The following is a 17,901-nucleotide window of genomic DNA, read 5'->3' as shown; positions in this document are numbered from 1 at the left end:
AAGGAATTTGTAATACTAAAAAAGGCAATTTGAAATATTCAAATTGCCTTTTTTAGTTAATTCTATTTTGGGGTTACAAGTCAAATTTTATTCCTTGTGCCAATGGCAATTGGGTTCCGTAATTGATAGTATTAGTTTGTCTTCTCATGTAGGCTTTCCATGCATCAGAACCCGATTCACGTCCGCCGCCAGTTTCTTTTTCCCCTCCAAAAGCACCACCAATTTCAGCTCCTGAAGTACCAATATTTACGTTGGCAATTCCACAATCGGAACCCGATTGAGAAAGGAACAATTCCATTTCTCTCATGCTGTTTGTAAAAATAGAAGAAGAAAGTCCTTGTGGAACTCCGTTTTGCAACGCAATCGCTTCTTCAATCGTGCTGTATTTCATTACATATAAAATAGGAGCAAAAGTTTCTGTTTGCACAATGTTAAAATGGTTTTCAGCTTCAATGATACATGGTCTTACATAACAACCACTTTCATATCCTTCGCCTTCAACCAAACCACCTTCAACAATAATTTTTCCACCTTCTTTTTTAGCGCTTTCAATCGCATTCAAATATTCCTGAACAGCACCTTTATCGATCAGCGGTCCTACGTGATTATTCTCATCCAATGGATTTCCTATTTGCAATTGACCGTACGCATTTTTCAACACGCTGATCGTTTTGTCATATACACTTTCGTGAATGATTAAACGTCTGGTTGAGGTACAACGCTGTCCTGCTGTTCCTACCGCTCCAAAAACCGCTCCGACTAATACCATACTGATATCCGCGTGTTCCGAAACGATAATAGCATTGTTCCCTCCTAATTCAAGGATAGTATTTCCAAAACGTTCGGCAACAGTTTTTGATACGTGACGACCTATTCTAGTTGATCCTGTAAAAGAAACCAGCGAAATTCTCCTATCATTATTGATTAAGTCTCCGGATTCATTTCCTGTTACTAAACAACTAACGCCTTCAGGAACGTTATTTCTTTTTAACACTGTTTTAATGATGTTCTGACAAGCAATTCCACATAAAGGTACTTTTGAACTTGGCTTCCAGATGGCAACATCACCGCAAACCCAAGCAATCATAGCGTTCCAACTCCAAACTGCTACCGGAAAGTTAAACGCTGAAATGATTCCAACCGTTCCTATTGGATGGTATTGCTCATACATCCGGTGCAAAGGTCTTTCAGAGTGCATGGTTAATCCGTACAATTGACGGGATAATCCCACCGCAAAATCACAGATATCAATCATTTCCTGTACTTCGCCATATCCTTCTTGAAGACTTTTTCCCATTTCATAAGAAACTAGTTTTCCTAAAGGCTCTTTGAATTTTCTTAATTCATCTCCCATCTGACGAACGATATCCCCTCTTTTAGGAGCTGGAACCATACGCCATTCTAAAAATGCTTCCGAAGCTTTTTGCATTGCTTTTTCATAGTCTTCCTTAGAAGACGTTTTTACTTTTCCAATTAAAGTCCCATCTGCTGGTGAATAACTTTCGATGATTTTTCCATTGGCAAAATTAGCTGCTCCTGTTGATGTTCCTTCATTTACCTCCTCAATCCCTAATTGCTTTAGGGCGTCTTTGATTCCGAATTGATCTGCTATTGTTATCATTGTAACTTTTTTATTAAAAATTGTTATATTATTTACAAATATATTGATTTAACGTCAAATACTAAACATTGCTACTTTTATTTTGTTCTTTGGATCCAAAATCTGTTTTTTATAGAACAAATCCTTTTATAGATCTCAGAATTCTATCCAAATGATCTTCTTTTGAGGTTCCTTGTTATCGGTAGGCAAAATAAAATCGGATACACACTATAGTTTTAATCCCCGATAGTTGTAAATCTATTCTATTTTATCTTAAAAACAGAACAATTACTTATCTTAACTTTTATTTCCTGCGACGTTCCGTGAATATATTTGCAAGGGATAGTGGGAAATAGCTCCAAATAAAAATTGGATTGCTTATTTTTGTGCTCAATAAAATAGAATCATGATACAGAATCCAAAAAGATATACAATTACAGCGGCATTGCCTTATACGAACGGCCCAATTCACATTGGCCATTTGGCGGGTGTCTACGTACCTTCGGACATATATTCCAGATATTTAAGATTGCAGGGAAGAGACGTTTTGTTTGTTTGCGGAAGTGACGAGCACGGCGTGGCGATTTCGATGAAAGCTAAAAAAGAAGGTATTACACCACAGAAAGTAATCGATAAATATGACGGAATTATACGTAAATCATTCTCTGATTTTGGAATTTCATTTGATAATTATTCCAGAACTTCGGCTAAAATCCATCATGATACCGCTTCGGAATTTTTTAGAAAGCTGTATGATAAAGGTGATTTTATTGAGGAAGTGACCGAGCAATTGTATGATGCAAAAGCGGATCAATTTTTGGCAGACCGTTTTGTGGTGGGAACGTGTCCAAAATGTGGCAACGAAGAAGCCTACGGCGATCAATGCGAAAAATGTGGCTCTACGTTGAATGCTACGGATTTGATTAATCCAAAATCGACCATTACAGGCGAAACGCCAATTATGAAAGCAACGAAACACTGGTTTTTGCCTTTGGATCGTTATGAAGATTTCCTGAAAGAATGGATTCTTGTTGGACATAAAAACGACTGGAAACCGAATGTTTACGGACAAGTAAAATCATGGATTGACGGTGGTTTAGAGCCTCGTGCAGTAACTCGTGACTTGGACTGGGGAATTGACGTTCCTGTTGAAGGTGCCGAAGGAAAAAAATTATACGTGTGGTTTGATGCGCCTATTGGCTACATTTCTTCTACAAAAGAATGGGCTTTGCGCGAAGGAAAAGATTGGGAACCGTACTGGAAAGATCAGGATACAAAACTGGTTCACTTCATAGGGAAAGACAATATTGTTTTCCATTGCATTATTTTTCCGGCGATGTTGAAAGCCGAAGGAAGTTATATTTTGCCGGACAATGTGCCTGCAAATGAGTTCTTAAATTTGGAAGGAAATAAATTATCGACTTCAAAAAACTGGGCGGTTTGGCTGCACGAATATTTGGAAGAATTCCCGAATCAGCAAGACGTGTTGCGTTATGCGTTGACCTCAAATGCACCGGAAACAAAAGACAATGATTTTACCTGGAAAGATTTTCAGGCGAGAAACAATAATGAATTGGTGGCGATTTACGGAAATTTCATTAATCGCGTGGTAGTTTTAACCAATAAATATTACAACGGAATTGTACCTACTCCAAATAAACTTTCGGAAGTGGACGAAGCTACTTTGACGGAATTAAAAGCGTATCCAGCGGTGATTTCAAGTTCTCTGGAGCGTTACAGATTCCGGGAAGCGTTGAGCGAGTTGATGAATGTGGCTCGTTTAGGAAATAAATATTTAGCCGACGAAGAACCCTGGAAAGTAATCAAAGACAATCCGGAGCGCGTGCAGACACAAATGTACGTTGCGTTGCAAATTGCGGCTGCGTTGAGTTCACTTTGCGAACCCTTCTTGCCGTTTACAGCTACAAAATTATCAAGAATTCTAAAAATAAAAAGTCCTTTGAATTGGAATACTGTTGCTCAAAACTCTGATTTGATTCCAGCTGGTCACCAAATTGGAGAAGCGGAATTATTGTTTGCCAAAATTGAAGACGAGGAAATACAGAAACAAATTGACAAATTAGAGGCGACTAAAACGGCTAACAAAGCAGAGAATAAAGTAGCCGAACCACAGAAAGAAACAATTCAATTTGAGGATTTTACCAAAATGGATATCCGTACAGGAACAATTCTGGAAGCCGAAAAAATGCCGAAAGCGAACAAGCTTTTGATTTTGAAAATAGATACTGGAATTGACGTGCGCACCATTGTTTCAGGAATTGCGGAGAGTTTTAAGCCCGAAGATATAATAGGGAAAAAAGTTACTGTTTTAGTGAATTTGGCTCCAAGAAACCTTCGTGGCGTAGAAAGTCAGGGCATGATATTGATGACCACTAATGCCGAAGGGAAACTGGTTTTTGTAAATCCGGATACCGATGGCATTGCCAATGGAGAGACTATAAATTAAGAAAAAACAACCGCAAATTTGCTAATTAATATGTAATCTTAAATATATTAAGTAATAACCATGGTATAATGTCGTATTTTAAAATCAGGATGAAATTATGTAACAATCTGATTTTAAGCTGTTTTACTTAAGGTTAATTCTTTTGACTTTACGACTTTTAAACTTTCGACTTACTTAATTAGCGAATTCGCGGTAAATAAAAAAATATGAGCTTAAAAGTAATTGCCTTCGATGCCGATGATACCTTATGGATCAACGAAACCTATTTTGATGAAACGGAGAAAAAATTCTGCGGTTTGATGGAAGATTATTTATCGCATCAGGGAATTTCTAAAGAACTTTTCAAGGTCGAAATTGACAATCTGAAATTATACGGCTACGGAATCAAAGGCTATATTCTTTCGATGATTGAAGCCGCGATGAATATTTCGAATAATACCATTCCTATTGAAATAATCGAAAAAATTATTCAATATGGAAAAGAATTGCTGGAGAAACCTATCGTTTTATTGGATGGTGTTCAAGAAACTTTAGACGCATTGAACGGAAAATACAAATTGGTTGTAGCTACCAAAGGCGATTTATTAGACCAACGCCGAAAATTGCACAATTCTGGTTTGGGACATTATTTTCACCATATAGAAGTGATGTCAGACAAACAGGAAAAAGATTATTCCGATCTCATCAAACGATTGGAAATACAACCTTCGGAATTTTTTATGATTGGCAATTCCTTAAAATCAGATATACTTCCGGTTTTAGCCATTGGCGGACATGCCGTTCACATTCCGTTTCATACCACTTGGGCACATGAAAAAATTGACCATAAAATAGAACACGAAAATTTCATTGCTTTCAAAAAAATAACAGACGTTTTAAAACGATTGGAATTACGATAAATCCACCAATCCAATTGGCTAAAATTAGAGTATGCGAGTGCATTTGTCGGATCTGTTCTGTCTTAAATTTAGCCCCTTTAAACCTCTTTTTTAAGTAAAAAAGACACAAATTCAGCATATAAATACCTATTTTGAGCTATCAAAAACGCTTTAAAACATTCAAAAAATGCCCGTTTTAGTACATTGTTTATTACAATTGGAACGAATCCTTATATAATTTACTCTTTACCGGCTATCCTCCATTTTTGTACTGTAGGTTTGTAAAAACTTTAAATTTTTATATGATGAAAAAAATCATACTTACGTTAGTTTTTGCTTCAGCGATTACAACTTTAAGCGCTCAAACAGAACCTCAGAAAAATACTGAAAACGATTACAACAAATGGTCTGTTGAATTAGCAGGTGGTGTTAATAAAACACAAAGACCAATGACTGCTGGTTATTTCACCTCTACACCTAGTCCTTTTGTTGCTGATCTTGGAGTTCGATATATGTTCAACAACAAATTTGGTTTAAAGGCTGACATTGGATACAACAGCTTCCAAGGCAAAAACAATTCAATTGATTTTGACACTAAATATTACAGAGCAGATATTCAAGCCGTCGCTAATTTAGGAAGAATCATGAATTTTGAAACATGGACAAACACTCTCGGTTTATTGGGTCATACAGGTTTTGGTTTAGCACAATTAGAAGACCAAAATTCGGCGTTGAAAGACAGAATGGGTAACTTTATGGCCGGTGTTACAGGTCAAATTAAACTATCAAACAGAATTGCTCTAACGGGAGATTTCACAACTATTCTTAATGCTGCGCAAGATGCCGCTTTTGATGGTGCAAGTACTCGTGATGCCAGAGGTTTCTCAGGAATTCTTTTTAATGGTACAGTAGGTTTAACAGTTTACTTAGGTAAAAACGAAAAACATGCGGACTGGGTTATCGATCACGAAGGTAAATTTGATGCAATTGATACAAGATTTATGGCTATCGAAAATAAAATGCTGGATACGGATGGAGATGGCGTAGCTAATTATTTAGATCAAGAAGAAAATACCCCTGCAGGAGCTTTGGTTGACACAAAAGGAAGATCAATTGATAAAAATAACAACAATGTTCCTGATGAAACAGAAGCTTACGTCCTAGAGAATTATGCTAGCAAAACCCCCGATAGTAACGTTGTATATGATAACGAACTAATCAAAAGTTTAATTAATGGTGGTTATGTTGCTGTTTATTTTAACTTTGATCAATCAAGACCAACTGACGTATCTACAGAAGCTACTAGTTTTATTTTAACATACTTGAGAGACAATCCTTCTGCTTCAGTAGACATTATTGGTCATGCTGATGAATTAGGAGGATCTGCTTACAATGATAAATTATCTACAGCAAGAGCTAACCATGTTAAAACTACATTGGTAAAAGCTAACATTGATGCATCAAGATTGAATGTTGTTGCAAACGGTGAAGATACCTCTGTAGATAAAAATTCAGTAAATGCAAGAAAATTAGTTAGAAGAGTTACGTTCTCCGTAAAATAAGCTTCATACTTACTTATAAAAAAGCCCTAAAGGAAAATTTCTTTAGGGCTTTTTTTAGAACTACACCTTATCTAACTGTTCCATTTTAGAATAGAGAATCAACTAACTCCTAACTATTCACAAAGAATAGCTGTACTTTTGAACTTTAAATAAAATCCCTTCATTTTGAGAACCCTTTTAGATATAGAAAATTGGCCCAGAAAAGAACATTTTCATTTTTTTAGACAATTTGAAGAACCTTTTTTTGGAGCCACAGTCAAAATTGATTGTACGAAAGCTTATGCAGCTGCAAAATCACTAAATTCTTCTTTTTTTAATTATTATTTACACCAAACATTAGTAGCGGTAAATACCATTGAATCTTTTAAGTATCGAGTTTCAGAGGACCAAATATATATTTGTGACCAAATTAATGCTTCAGCTACAATTGGTCGGGAGGACGGCACTTTCGGATTTTCTTTAATCGAATACAATGCTGATTTTGCAGTTTTCAAAACGACCGCCGCTACAGAGATTGCCCGCATTCAAACCACAACAGGACTTTTTACCCGAACCTTTGAGGAGGATAACGTGATCCATTTTTCAGCAATTCCGTGGCTGGATTTTTCCTCTTTATCCCATGCTAGAAGTTTTTCCTTTCCGGACAGCTGTCCAAAAATATCTTTTGGCAAAATGAAAGTCTCCCCTAGTGGCAAAAGAACCATGCCCATGTCTGTTCATGTACATCATGGATTAATGGACGGTTTTCATCTGGGACAATTTGTGGATTGTTTTCAGGAATTGATGAATCAGTAGTGACTTATTTTTTTTAACTTTACTAAAAACTAAAATTATGCTATCTAAAAATATTGAAATTGCCCTAAACAAACAGATTCGCATTGAAGCAGAATCCTCGCAAACCTACCTTTCTATGGCGTGTTGGGCTGAAGTGAGCGGACTGGAAGGAATTGCTCAATTCATGTTTGCCCAATCTGACGAAGAGCGCCTGCACATGCTCAAATTAATCAAGTATGTAAATGAACGTGGTAGCCATGCAAAAATAACGGACTTAAAAGCCCCAAAAACTACTTATGAAACCTTCAAAGATATGTTTGAGGAACTTTATAAACATGAAATTTTTGTTTCGGATTCGATAAATGAGTTGGTACACATCACTTTCTCTGAAAAAGATTATGCCACACATAACTTTCTGCAATGGTATGTTGCCGAGCAAATTGAGGAAGAAGCGACCGCAAAATCTATTTTGGACAAAATCAACTTAATAGGAGATGACAAAGGCGGTTTATACTTATTTGACAGAGACTTACAACAAGTGGCGCTTGTCAAACCTGCTATTTAAATGTTAAAATTTATTTAGAACAGATAAAAATAACATACATTTGCCTTAGTTTTTAATTCTTTATAAAAATTGGAAAAGAAAAAAAAGGAAAAGAAAAAAAATCAAAAAGAAATCCTTAAAACCATTAAGATTGCAGAAAACTGCAAATCTAAATGTTGCAAAAAATTCAAAAAAGGGGAAGACAATCGCTGTAAGCGGTGTCCGTTGTTTGATTTATTAAAAAAAGTATCCTGATTCAAAACATAAATGCCCTCTGATACAGAGGGCATTATTTTATTGCTTAGTCTTGAAAAACCTATTTCCCTAAAAGCAAAACATCATCAACGACAACTTCAGTGATGTAACGTTTTTCTCCATTTTTATCGTCATAACTTCTATGGGTTAATTTTCCTTCAATGGCAATTTCTTTTCCTTTGGTAACATATTTCTCTATGATTTCAGCCGTTTTTCCCCAAGCAACGAGTTTGTGCCATTGGGTTTCTTCTACTTTTTCTCCTTTGTCGTTTTTGTAGCTTTCATTTGTAGCTAAGGAAAAATTAGCTAGTTTTTTTCCTCCGTCAAATGATTTGATTTCCGGATCATTTCCTACATGTCCAATTAACTGTACTTTGTTTCTTAATGTGCTCATGGCGTATACTATTTAAATGTTAGTGTATGTTTGTTGAATTGGTCTTTCAAATCAACAGGGCAAAGATGCGATCATTGCTAAAAGGTAATCGGTTGTTAACTATTTACTTTCGGTTGTAACTATTTGTAACCGTTTGTAATTGGTAAATTTTAGCTATATTTGATAAAATCATTATTTCATGCAAGCCAAAATAAACAAAGTAGAGTTACGAAATCTAGCGATTGAAGACTATAAAGAGCTCAAAAAATCAATGGTAGAATCGTATCCGGAAATGGTTGGTTCCTATTGGAGAGAACATCATATTGAAAAATTATTGAGCATTTTTCCGGAAGGCCAACTCGTAATCTTAGTAGACGGCAAAGTTGTAGGCTCTGCATTATCGCTAATTGTGGATGAAAGCTTAGTAGACAAAAACCATAATTATTCTGATATAACAGGAAAATATACCTTTTCGACCCACAATCCACAAGGGGATGTCTTGTATGGAATAGATGTGTTTATTCATCCAAACTACAGAGGACTCCGCTTGGGAAGACGTTTGTATGACGCCCGTAAAGAACTATGTGAACAATTGAATTTGAAAGCAATTGTTTTTGCCGGCAGGATTCCAAATTATGGGCAACACGCCAAAACCCTCACTCCTAAAAATTATATCGAAAAAGTAAAAAGAAAAGAGCTACACGACCCTGTGCTTTCTTTTCAGCTGAGCAATGATTTTCACGTAATCCGGGTCATGAAAAACTATCTGGAAGGCGATACCGATTCTAAAGAATTTGCCGTTTTACTAGAATGGAATAATATTTATTACGACGAAAGCCCTAAATTAATAAACCTCAAGAAAAGTGTCATCCGCCTGGGACTCGTTCAGTGGCAGATGCGCCAACTGAACAATCTGGAAGCTTTGTTTGAACAATGTGAATTTTTTGTTGATGTCGTTTCCGGGTATGGCAGTGATTTTGCATTATTTCCAGAACTCTTTACCGCTCCGTTGATGGCGGATTACAATCATTTGTCCGAGGCAGAAGCCATACGGGAATTAGCCAAACATTCAGAGCCTGTTCGCAAACGCTTTCAGGAGCTAGCCATTTCGTACAACATCAACATTATTACAGGAAGTATGCCTCATTTAGAAAACGGCACGCTTTACAATGTGGGTTTTTTATGCAAGAGAGACGGAACTTCAGAAATGTATGCCAAAATTCATGTTACTCCAAACGAAGTACAACACTGGGGGATGACCGGAGGATCACAAATTAAGACCTTTGATACCGATTGTGGTAAAATAGGCATCATGATTTGTTATGATGTTGAATTTCCGGAACTCTCTAGATTAATGGCAGATGAAGGCATGAATATTTTATTTGTACCGTTCTTAACAGATACTCAAAACGCCTATACCAGAGTCAAACATTGCGCACAAGCCAGAGCAATTGAAAACGAATGTTATGTAGCCATAGCAGGATGTGTAGGAAATCTTCCAAAGGTAAACAACATGGATATTCAATATGCGCAATCAGCAGTATTTACACCTTCTGATTTTGCTTTTCCAAGTAATGGAATCAAAGCCGAAGCAACCCCAAATACCGAGATGACACTCATTGTAGACGTAGATTTAGATTTACTGAAAGAGCTTCACGAGCACGGTAGCGTACGCATTCTAAAAGACCGTAGAACTGATTTATACGATATCAAAAAAATAAATCCATGACAAAAACCTGCTTAGAATGTGAAGAGAAAATTGTAGGCCGTGAAGATAAAAAGTTTTGCAGTGACGGATGTCGCAACGCCTACAACAATAAAATGAACAAAGACAGCACTAATTTTATGCGCAACATCAACAATAAGTTGCGTAAAAATTACCGCATTCTAATTGAACTTAATCCCGATGGAAAATCAAAAACCACCCGCGCAAAATTATTAAGCAAAGGTTTTGATTTTGAATTTTTTACTAATATTCTGCGAACCAAAACAGGAAATACTTACTATTTCCTGTACGATCAGGGGTATTTAGTTTTAGACAATGAGTATTACATGCTAGTCAAAAAAGACATTTAACACCGCATCCAAATCTACTTACTTACCATGAAAAAAGATTATTTCTCCATTTTTGCCGGTTTGTTTATTTCAGTAACCCTAGCGTTAATCTACTTTACGATGATGCCGCAATGGACTTCCAATGATCAAGGGTCCCTTACTGAGTTTTCGACCCAAAGGGCTTTGAATCACATCAAATCCATTTCAAAAAAACCTCATTATGTAGGCTCCGACAATCATGATGTGGTCGCAAATTACCTCCTGAAAGAGCTAAAAAAGTTAGGACTGCAGACTTCTGTTCAAACCGGCTATACGCTAAGTGACTGGGGAAATCTTGTACAATCAAAAAACATCTTGGCTCGTATCAAAGGTTCTAATAGTTCCAAAGCCTTGTTGTTGCTTTCACACTATGACAGCGCACCCCATTCCTACTCGCCTGGAGCTAGTGATGCGGGTTCCGGTGTAGCTACAATTCTGGAAAGTGTTCGGGCTTTTTTATACAATAAAACCCCGCATAAAAACGATATTATTATTCTGTTTTCGGATGCAGAAGAGTTAGGACTTAATGGTGCTGCACTTTTTGTAACCCAACATCAATGGGCAAAACAAGTGGGACTGGTACTCAACTTTGAAGCCCGTGGTTCTTCCGGCCCCAGCTACATGCTGATGGAAACTAACAATGGAAATGCAGGATTAGTAAAAGAGTTTGCTGCTGCAAAAGCGACTTTTCCAGTATCTAATTCCTTGATGTACAGTATTTATAAAATGTTACCCAACGACACTGATTTGACCGTTTTTAGGGAACAAGGCGATATTCAGGGCTATAACTTTGCATTTATTGACGACCATTTTAACTACCATACCGCTCAGGATGACATCCAGCATTTAAACAAAAATACGCTGGCTCATCAGGGTTCATATTTAATGCCGTTGTTAAATTATTTTTCCAATACGGATTTAAATGCGGTGCAATCCAGTGAAGAGTATGTCTATTTTACCATTCCATACACTTTTATAAGCTATCCTTTCAGTTGGGTTTTGCCTATGGTTCTACTCGCTTTAGCGTTGTTTCTTTCGCTATTATTTATAGGAAGAGCCAAACGCCTTATATCAGCCCGAGAAATTGTAAAAGGATTCATTCCGCTGTTTGGTTCCCTGACGGCAACGGGAATAATTACCTTTTTTGGATGGAAAGGATTGCTGCTCGTCTATCCTCAATACACGGATTTGCTGAACGGATTTACCTATAACGGACATGCTTACATAGCTGCTTTCGTACTGCTGGCTTTAGCAATAAGCATGGTCTTTTATCATTTATTTTCATGTCGTAAAGTCAACATCAATCATTATGTAGCGCCATTATTTATTTGGATTGTGATTAATGCCATCATAGCTTTTATGTTACCGGGAGCTGGATTCTTGATTATTCCGGTGTACTTTGGTCTATTCCTTTTTGGGGTTTTCATTGTGACTCAAAAATCAAGCGAAACATTAAATCTTATTTTTAGCATTCCTGCTTTGATCATTATAGCTCCTTTTATCCAAATGTTTCCTATCGGTTTGGGACTAAAGGTATTGTTTGGAAGTGCCCTTCTTACCGTATTGCTATTCGGATTATTGCTGCCTATTTTTGGGGCTTTCGCCAAAAAGGGAATCTGGTCTATACTCCTGCTTTTGCTTTCCATTGGCTTTTTTGCGAAAGCGCATTTAGAGTCGGGATACAAACCCGGAAAAGCGAAGTCAAATAGTTTATTATACCTCTATAATGCTGACACAGATCAAGCCAATTGGGCCACGTATGACACCAATCTCGATTCCTGGACCACAGGCTATTTGGGTGTAAACCCGAAAAAGGCAACCAATTTGAACGAAATTCCGTTGTTTAGCAAATACAATTCTGGTTTTACCTATGCTGCCAAAGCTCCTAAAAAAGCGATTCCGAAACCAACTATCGCATTTCTGGAAGACCGAATTATAGGAAATCAAAGACATGTCAAAATAAAAATTTCCCCGAACAGAAACGTTAATCGCTATGACATTTTTGCCAATGAAAAAATGATACTTCATAATTTAAAAGCGAATGGCGTGACTACACTAGGTCGGAAAAATTCAATTTACCAGCGAAAAGGAAAGAAGATATTGAGTTATTATGTGGTAGGAAACGCCCCTTTAGAATTGCAGTTTAGTTTTAATGCTGCAACTGCGTTCAACATGGAACTGTTAGAAAGTTCTTTTGACCTACTTTCAAATCCTTTATTTGAAATCACAAAAAGAGAAAACTGGATGATGCCAACCCCTTTTGTTTTGAACGATGCGGTTGTCATTAGGCAAAAAATAAAAGCGAGTCCGGTTGTTGAGAATACTTTGAATACTACTGTAACAAATCCTGTTGTAAAAGATAGTTTAGCAGTAGTGAAAGACAGTTTGAAAAAATTATGATGGAATTTCTTTAAGGTCACATTTTATGACCTTGAAGAAATTTAAATTTAAGAGAATGCACGGCCACCAATTGTAACCGCATATAAATTTAAAAATTACGATTGATTACAAAAAACGAAAATGACAAAAATTAGTGTTCTGGGTTGCGGATGGCTGGGTTTGCCTTTGGCGAAAGCCTTACTTTCGAAAGGATTTTCCGTGAAGGGCTCGACGACTTCTACAGCGAAATTAGACGTATTGAAAAATGCCGGAATCGCTCCTTTCTTAATTGCGCTTTCAGAAAATAAAACCAAAGGAAACCTTTCTGATTTTCTGGAAAATTCTAAAATTTTAATCATTGATGTCCCACCAAAACTTCGTGGTTTAGCGCAAGAAAACTTTGTTGCCAAGATTAGAAATATGATTCCATCTATCGAAAAATCTTCTGTTGAAAACGTACTTTTCATCAGTTCGACATCTGTTTATAATGATGAAGCTATTTTTGTTACTGAAGAAACTATCCCAAAACCGGATACGGAAAGCGGCAAACAATTACTGGAAACAGAACAGCTTTTGCTAAACAACAGTCATTTTAAAACGACGGTATTGCGTTTTGGCGGATTAATTGGCCAGGACCGCCATCCTGTAAAATTCTTGGCCGGCAGAGAAAATCTTGACAACCCTAATGCAACCATTAATTTAATTCATCAAGACGATTGTATTGGAATCATTGAAAAAATTATTGAAACGGATTCATGGAATGAAACCTTCAATGCAGTGGCTCCATTTCATCCTTCTCGAGAACAGTACTACACCCAAAAAGCGAAGGATCTGGATTTAGCTTTGCCAAAATTTAATTCAGAAGAAAATTCAACTGGAAAAATAATTTTGAGTGCTCGCATAGAAACGGTTTTAAAGTATACTTTTACGAAACCAAATTTGTAATGTGAGAACTAAAATTAAGAATGCCGTTTCGTCCAAAATAGACACTATTGGACTGCCAATTTTGGCTTTGTGTTGGGTCAGTTTTTTTTGGGGAACTACCTGGATTGCTTCTAAAGAGGGCGTGAAACACATGCCCGCCTTACAACTTGTCGCCATCAGACAATTTTTAGGAGGATTCCTGTATATTTCCTATTTTTTATTTAAAAAGGCGCCTTGGCCAAAGGGAAAACAATGGAAAACGATCATCATTCTAAGCATTCTTAATTTTGTTTTAAGCAACGGATTAAGCACTTGGGGCGTCAAGTATATCAGTAGTGGTCTAGGCGCAATTATTGGTGCTTGTGTCCCTTTATGGATTGTGATCATTACTTTTTTTAGAGGCGAACGATTATCCAGAGTATCAGTTGTGGGTTTGATTATCAGTTTCAGTGGGGTTTGTGTGATTTTTTACGACCACCTGAGTGATTTTTTGATTCCTAGTTTCAGATTTGGAATAATCATTTCCATAATTTCTACTTTAACTTGGGCTTTTGGCACCTTGTACACGAAGAAAAAAGCAGCCACTTTTAATCCGTATTTTAGTTTGGGACTGCAAATGTTTATTTCTAGTATTTTAGTTTTCGCCTACACTGGCGCAACTGGAATTTCCGTCAAATTAAGCGAAATTCCTGCTGCTTCCTGGTGGTCTATCGCTTATTTAGTTGTTTTTGGTTCCATACTTACTTTCATTGCCTTTATTTATGCTCTTCAAAATCTTCCTGCGGAGATCAGTAGTGTGTATTCCTATATCAACCCAATTATTGCCGTGATTTTAGGCGCAATAATCTTTGGGGAAACCCTCAATACTGCCATAGCCGTAGGAGGTGGCGTCACCTTATTTGGCTTGTATCTGGTGAATTATTCGCTGAGAAGAACCCGAAAAAACAGTATCAAAACAGAATAAAAAAAGTCCCATTTGCTCAGGCAAATGGGACTTTTTCATACTACAAGATAATTTTTATACCTGTATTTTTTTCTGGACTGAAGCTACGTCTCTGTGTCATTCGACTAAGGAGAAATCACATCAGGATCATACTCTGGTGAATAATTTCTACCAGATTTTCACTCTCTTTTCTGGAGCAATGTACATTCCATCATTTTCTTTAATATCAAAGGCTTGATAAAACGTATCAATATTTTGCAAAGGCACATACGCACGGTACATTCCTGGAGAATGCGGATCTGTTTTCACTTGGTTTTTCAAGGCTTCATCACGCATTTTGGAACGCCAGATCGTTGACCAGGAAATAAAGAACCGTTGTTCCGGAGTATATCCATCGATTAATCCCGGGTTTCCGTTTGCTTTCAGGTACAATTGCAAACCATCATAAGCGGCATTTACGCCTCCTAAATCTCCAATGTTTTCACCAAGCGTGAATTTACCATCTACAAAAGTTCCTGGAATAGGTTGCAAAGCGCTGTATTGAGCTGCAAGCGCTCCTGTTAAAGCAGAGAATTGTTTCAAATCTTCAGCGGTCCACCAATCTACTAAGTTTCCGTCAGCATTGTAACGCGATCCCGAATCATCAAACCCATGTGAAATTTCATGCCCGATAACGGCTCCAATTCCACCATAATTTACGGCTTCATCTGCTTGATAATTGTAAAAAGGCGGTTGCAAAATAGCTGCTGGAAATACAATTTCATTATTTGATGGGTTGAAATAGGCGTTCACCGTTTGTGGAGACATGCCCCATTTTTCTTTATCGACTGGCTTGTTCAATTCAGCTATGTTTTCTTCAAAACGCCATTTTGCCAAGTTTTTAACATTATCAAAATACGTTCCGCCTTCTTTTGGACTTTTAATGGTCAAGGCTGAATAATCTTTCCATTTGTCTGGATATCCAATTTTTATTCTTGATTTATGCAGTTTAGCAAGTGCACTTACCTTAGTTTCTGTAGACATCCAAGGCAAATTATTGATTCGGTTTTCGAAAGCAAGAAATATATTTTTGATCATTTTTTCCGCTTTGGCTTTGGCTTCAGCCGGAAACATTTTCTCTACATATAATTTTCCTAACGCTTCTCCAACCGTTCCGTTGATGGTTTGAAGTGCTCTTTCGTCACGTGGTCTTTGACTTACAGCGCCCGTCAGGGTTTTTCCGTAAAACTCCCAGTTTGCGTCTTCAATAGTAGTTGACAATTGACTTGATGCTCTGTTTAATAAAGTCCAACGCATGTATGCTTTCCAGTCTTCTACTTTATTTTCTTTGAAAATTGTTTCTAAAGCAGTCATATATTTAGGCTGCGACACTATCAAGGAATCCACTTTAGGCAATCCTATTTTTGTGAAATAATTATCCCAGTTGATTGAAGGCGTCAGTTTTTGTAAATCTTTAACCGTCATTGGGTTGTATGATTTACGACGGTCTCTTCTTTCTACTCTATCCAATCTTGGTTTAGACATGGCGATTTCAAGTGCCAGGATTTTTTCGGCATTCGCTTTAGCAACTACCGGAGTATCACCAAGGTACTGTAACATTTTAGCAACGTGAAGCACGTATTTAGCTCGTTTTTCTTTAGAGTCGGCATCTTCAGAAACATAATAATCTCTGTCTGGCAAACCTACGCTACCCAATCCTACATTAATTACATTTCTATTGCTGTTCTTTGCATCAGTGCCTACACTGGCTCCCACAAATCCAATACCGCCAATTGGCTCCATTTCAATTAATAATGCCTCTAGGTCTTTCGCATTTTTAACTGCGTTTATTTTTGTCAAATACGGCCTTAAAGGCGCTATCCCAAGCTTATTTCTTCCTATGGTATCTAATATCGACTGGTATAAATTAACGGCTTTCCCTTGATCAGTATTTGATTTATAACTCGGATTCTTAGTGGCTTCCTTCAAGATTGCCAAAGCATCGGCATCTGTTTTTTGACGCAATTCATCAAAACTTCCCCAACGGGTTCTATCAGCTGGAATTTCTGTATTATCCAACCATGTTCCATTCACATAGCGAAAAAAATCATTGTTGGGTTGTACATTCTTGTCCATGTGGTTCACATTGATTCCTGGCTCTTTCGCCACGGCTGTGTTCTGGGCTTGACTTACCGTAAAACCCATGATTGCAGGAATCACAAAAAGCAACTGCTTATTGATGTTCTTTTTCATTTTTAATATATATTTAGTTAGTTTTACAAAGCTATCAATAAAACTTTTAACTTCTTGTTAAATTTTATCCCAATAAGATTGTGTTAATTTGAATTAAAAACAAATTTCGTTTTCGTATTTTTGTATTAAAATAACATTATGTTACGAATTTTAAAAAAATACCGAATCTTTTTAGGCGTCTTCCTGGTTTTTTCTGCAGTCGTTTTATCCTTATTTTATTCGGCCTTAAAGCCAAAAAAAACACTTCCTATTTTTAATCCTTCTGATGTAAATCCGGAATTAGTAGACAGTACGATTCAGTATAAAAGTAAATACCATACCATTGCTGATTTTTCGTTTGTCAACCAAAACGGAAAAACCATCACCCAAAAAGACTATGAAGGAAAAATATATGTGGCTGATTTTTTCTTTACCACTTGCGGCTCCATTTGTCCAAAAATGAGCACCAATTTATCGGATATCCAGAAAGTTTTTGCCAATGATCCCAAGGTGAAGTTATTGTCGCATACTGTTTTTCCAGAGACGGACAGCGTTCCGGTTTTGAAGGCTTACGCCAAAAAATATAAGGTAGATGCCTCAAAATGGAATTTAGTCACCGGCGATAAAAAAGAAATTTATGAGATGGCCAGAAAATCGTATTTGGCCGTTAAACTGGGAGAACCAAGCGAATTATACGACATGGTTCACACGGAAAATTTTGTATTGGTAGATACTAAAAAAAGAGTTCGTGGGTTTTATGACGGTACTAACAAAGAAGACATGAAACGATTAATCGACGACATTCGTTTTTTGAGTGCCGAATAAGATTAATTGACCTTTAATTTCTTCGCCTTTTCTGATAAATCCCATCCCAATCCATGCATTTTTTTTGTCTTA

At 36.9% G+C, this 17,901-nt stretch carries 14 protein-coding genes; 11 read left to right on the top strand and 3 right to left on the bottom strand.

All coding sequences use genetic code 11. From position 1 onward, the window contains the following. Window positions 1–73: 73 nt before the first annotated feature. Window positions 74–1,621 (bottom strand): aldehyde dehydrogenase family protein, encoded by a 1,548-nt coding sequence (locus EKL95_RS03660; RefSeq protein WP_126563569.1) that lies wholly within the window; start codon window positions 1,619–1,621, stop codon window positions 74–76. 385 nt (window positions 1,622–2,006) lie between these two features. On the opposite strand from EKL95_RS03660, the gene metG reads away from it, so the two are divergent. The 5 genes from metG (at window position 2,007) to EKL95_RS03635 (ending at window position 7,846) form a co-directional block, all read left to right on the top strand. Beyond that, window positions 2,007–4,067, top strand: a complete 2,061-nt coding sequence (metG, locus tag EKL95_RS03655; protein ID WP_126563568.1) for a methionine--tRNA ligase — start codon at window positions 2,007–2,009, stop codon at window positions 4,065–4,067. A gap of 206 nt (window positions 4,068–4,273) precedes the next feature. Then, window positions 4,274–4,966 carry an HAD family hydrolase gene (locus tag EKL95_RS03650; RefSeq protein ID WP_126457686.1) on the top strand — a complete coding sequence of 231 codons (693 nt, stop codon included), beginning with the start codon at window positions 4,274–4,276 and terminating at the stop codon, window positions 4,964–4,966. A 284-nt stretch (window positions 4,967–5,250) separates the two neighbouring features. Beyond that, window positions 5,251–6,507 (top strand): OmpA family protein, encoded by a 1,257-nt coding sequence (locus EKL95_RS03645; protein ID WP_126563567.1) that lies wholly within the window; start codon window positions 5,251–5,253, stop codon window positions 6,505–6,507. A 165-nt stretch (window positions 6,508–6,672) separates the two neighbouring features. After that, window positions 6,673–7,302 (top strand): chloramphenicol acetyltransferase, encoded by a 630-nt coding sequence (locus tag EKL95_RS03640; RefSeq protein ID WP_126563566.1) that lies wholly within the window; start codon window positions 6,673–6,675, stop codon window positions 7,300–7,302. A 37-nt stretch (window positions 7,303–7,339) separates the two neighbouring features. Further along, window positions 7,340–7,846, top strand: coding sequence for a ferritin (locus EKL95_RS03635; protein WP_126457689.1), 507 nt, complete (start codon window positions 7,340–7,342; stop codon window positions 7,844–7,846). 295 nt (window positions 7,847–8,141) lie between these two features. Here the strand turns inward: EKL95_RS03635 and EKL95_RS03630 are convergent, their stop codons facing one another. Next, window positions 8,142–8,474: a single-stranded DNA-binding protein gene (locus EKL95_RS03630; RefSeq protein ID WP_126452160.1), complete on the bottom strand. Its 333-nt coding sequence runs from the start codon at window positions 8,472–8,474 to the stop codon at window positions 8,142–8,144. Window positions 8,475–8,652: 178 nt separating this feature from the next. On the opposite strand from EKL95_RS03630, the gene EKL95_RS03625 reads away from it, so the two are divergent. The 5 genes from EKL95_RS03625 to EKL95_RS03605 all read left to right on the top strand — a co-directional run bounded on the left by EKL95_RS03625 (window position 8,653) and on the right by EKL95_RS03605 (window position 14,814). Beyond that, on the top strand, window positions 8,653–10,182 hold the full coding sequence (locus EKL95_RS03625) for a bifunctional GNAT family N-acetyltransferase/carbon-nitrogen hydrolase family protein (RefSeq protein WP_126563565.1): 1,530 nt from the start codon (window positions 8,653–8,655) through the stop codon (window positions 10,180–10,182). Beyond that, on the top strand, window positions 10,179–10,529 hold the full coding sequence (locus EKL95_RS03620; RefSeq protein ID WP_126452170.1) for a hypothetical protein: 351 nt from the start codon (window positions 10,179–10,181) through the stop codon (window positions 10,527–10,529). The genes EKL95_RS03625 and EKL95_RS03620 overlap by 4 nt, the downstream gene beginning before the upstream one ends. Before the next feature lie 99 nt (window positions 10,530–10,628). Next, a complete protein-coding gene (locus tag EKL95_RS03615) occupies window positions 10,629–12,947 on the top strand; it encodes a M28 family peptidase (protein ID WP_126563650.1) in 2,319 nt (772 codons plus the stop codon). 120 nt (window positions 12,948–13,067) lie between these two features. Beyond that, window positions 13,068–13,871 (top strand): SDR family NAD(P)-dependent oxidoreductase, encoded by an 804-nt coding sequence (locus EKL95_RS03610; RefSeq protein WP_126561400.1) that lies wholly within the window; start codon window positions 13,068–13,070, stop codon window positions 13,869–13,871. A gap of 1 nt (window position 13,872) precedes the next feature. Next, window positions 13,873–14,814, top strand: coding sequence for a DMT family transporter (locus EKL95_RS03605; RefSeq protein WP_233579252.1), 942 nt, complete (start codon window positions 13,873–13,875; stop codon window positions 14,812–14,814). Between the two features lie 147 nt (window positions 14,815–14,961). Here EKL95_RS03605 and EKL95_RS03600 read toward each other — a convergent pair whose 3' ends face one another. After that, window positions 14,962–17,025: a M13 family metallopeptidase gene (locus EKL95_RS03600; RefSeq protein WP_126457693.1), complete on the bottom strand. Its 2,064-nt coding sequence runs from the start codon at window positions 17,023–17,025 to the stop codon at window positions 14,962–14,964. A gap of 138 nt (window positions 17,026–17,163) precedes the next feature. Here EKL95_RS03600 and EKL95_RS03595 point away from each other — a divergent pair, with 138 nt between their 5' ends. After that, window positions 17,164–17,829 carry an SCO family protein gene (locus EKL95_RS03595; RefSeq protein WP_126457694.1) on the top strand — a complete coding sequence of 222 codons (666 nt, stop codon included), beginning with the start codon at window positions 17,164–17,166 and terminating at the stop codon, window positions 17,827–17,829. Window positions 17,830–17,901 lie beyond the last annotated feature (72 nt).

This window comes from Flavobacterium sp. LB2P53, from assembly GCF_003970305.1.
Lineage (GTDB): Bacteria > Bacteroidota > Bacteroidia > Flavobacteriales > Flavobacteriaceae > Flavobacterium.
This window is presented reverse-complemented; position numbering and strand designations above follow the sequence as displayed.

Excerpts from the sequence above, each read along its gene's own strand:
- EKL95_RS03620 (WP_126452170.1), top strand. The coding sequence starts at position 10,179 with ATGACAAAAACCTGCTTAGAATGTGAAGAGAAAATTGTAGGCCGTGAA.
- EKL95_RS03635 (WP_126457689.1), top strand. The coding sequence starts at position 7,340 with ATGCTATCTAAAAATATTGAAATTGCCCTAAACAAACAGATTCGCATT.
- EKL95_RS03650 (WP_126457686.1), top strand. The coding sequence starts at position 4,274 with ATGAGCTTAAAAGTAATTGCCTTCGATGCCGATGATACCTTATGGATC.
- EKL95_RS03595 (WP_126457694.1), top strand. The coding sequence starts at position 17,164 with ATGTTACGAATTTTAAAAAAATACCGAATCTTTTTAGGCGTCTTCCTG.
- EKL95_RS03600 (WP_126457693.1), bottom strand. The coding sequence starts at position 17,025 with ATGAAAAAGAACATCAATAAGCAGTTGCTTTTTGTGATTCCTGCAATC.
- EKL95_RS03625 (WP_126563565.1), top strand. The coding sequence starts at position 8,653 with ATGCAAGCCAAAATAAACAAAGTAGAGTTACGAAATCTAGCGATTGAA.
- EKL95_RS03645 (WP_126563567.1), top strand. The coding sequence starts at position 5,251 with ATGAAAAAAATCATACTTACGTTAGTTTTTGCTTCAGCGATTACAACT.
- EKL95_RS03630 (WP_126452160.1), bottom strand. The coding sequence starts at position 8,474 with ATGAGCACATTAAGAAACAAAGTACAGTTAATTGGACATGTAGGAAAT.
- EKL95_RS03610 (WP_126561400.1), top strand. The coding sequence starts at position 13,068 with ATGACAAAAATTAGTGTTCTGGGTTGCGGATGGCTGGGTTTGCCTTTG.
- EKL95_RS03615 (WP_126563650.1), top strand. The coding sequence starts at position 10,629 with ATGATGCCGCAATGGACTTCCAATGATCAAGGGTCCCTTACTGAGTTT.
- EKL95_RS03660 (WP_126563569.1), bottom strand. The coding sequence starts at position 1,621 with ATGATAACAATAGCAGATCAATTCGGAATCAAAGACGCCCTAAAGCAA.
- metG (WP_126563568.1), top strand. The coding sequence starts at position 2,007 with ATGATACAGAATCCAAAAAGATATACAATTACAGCGGCATTGCCTTAT.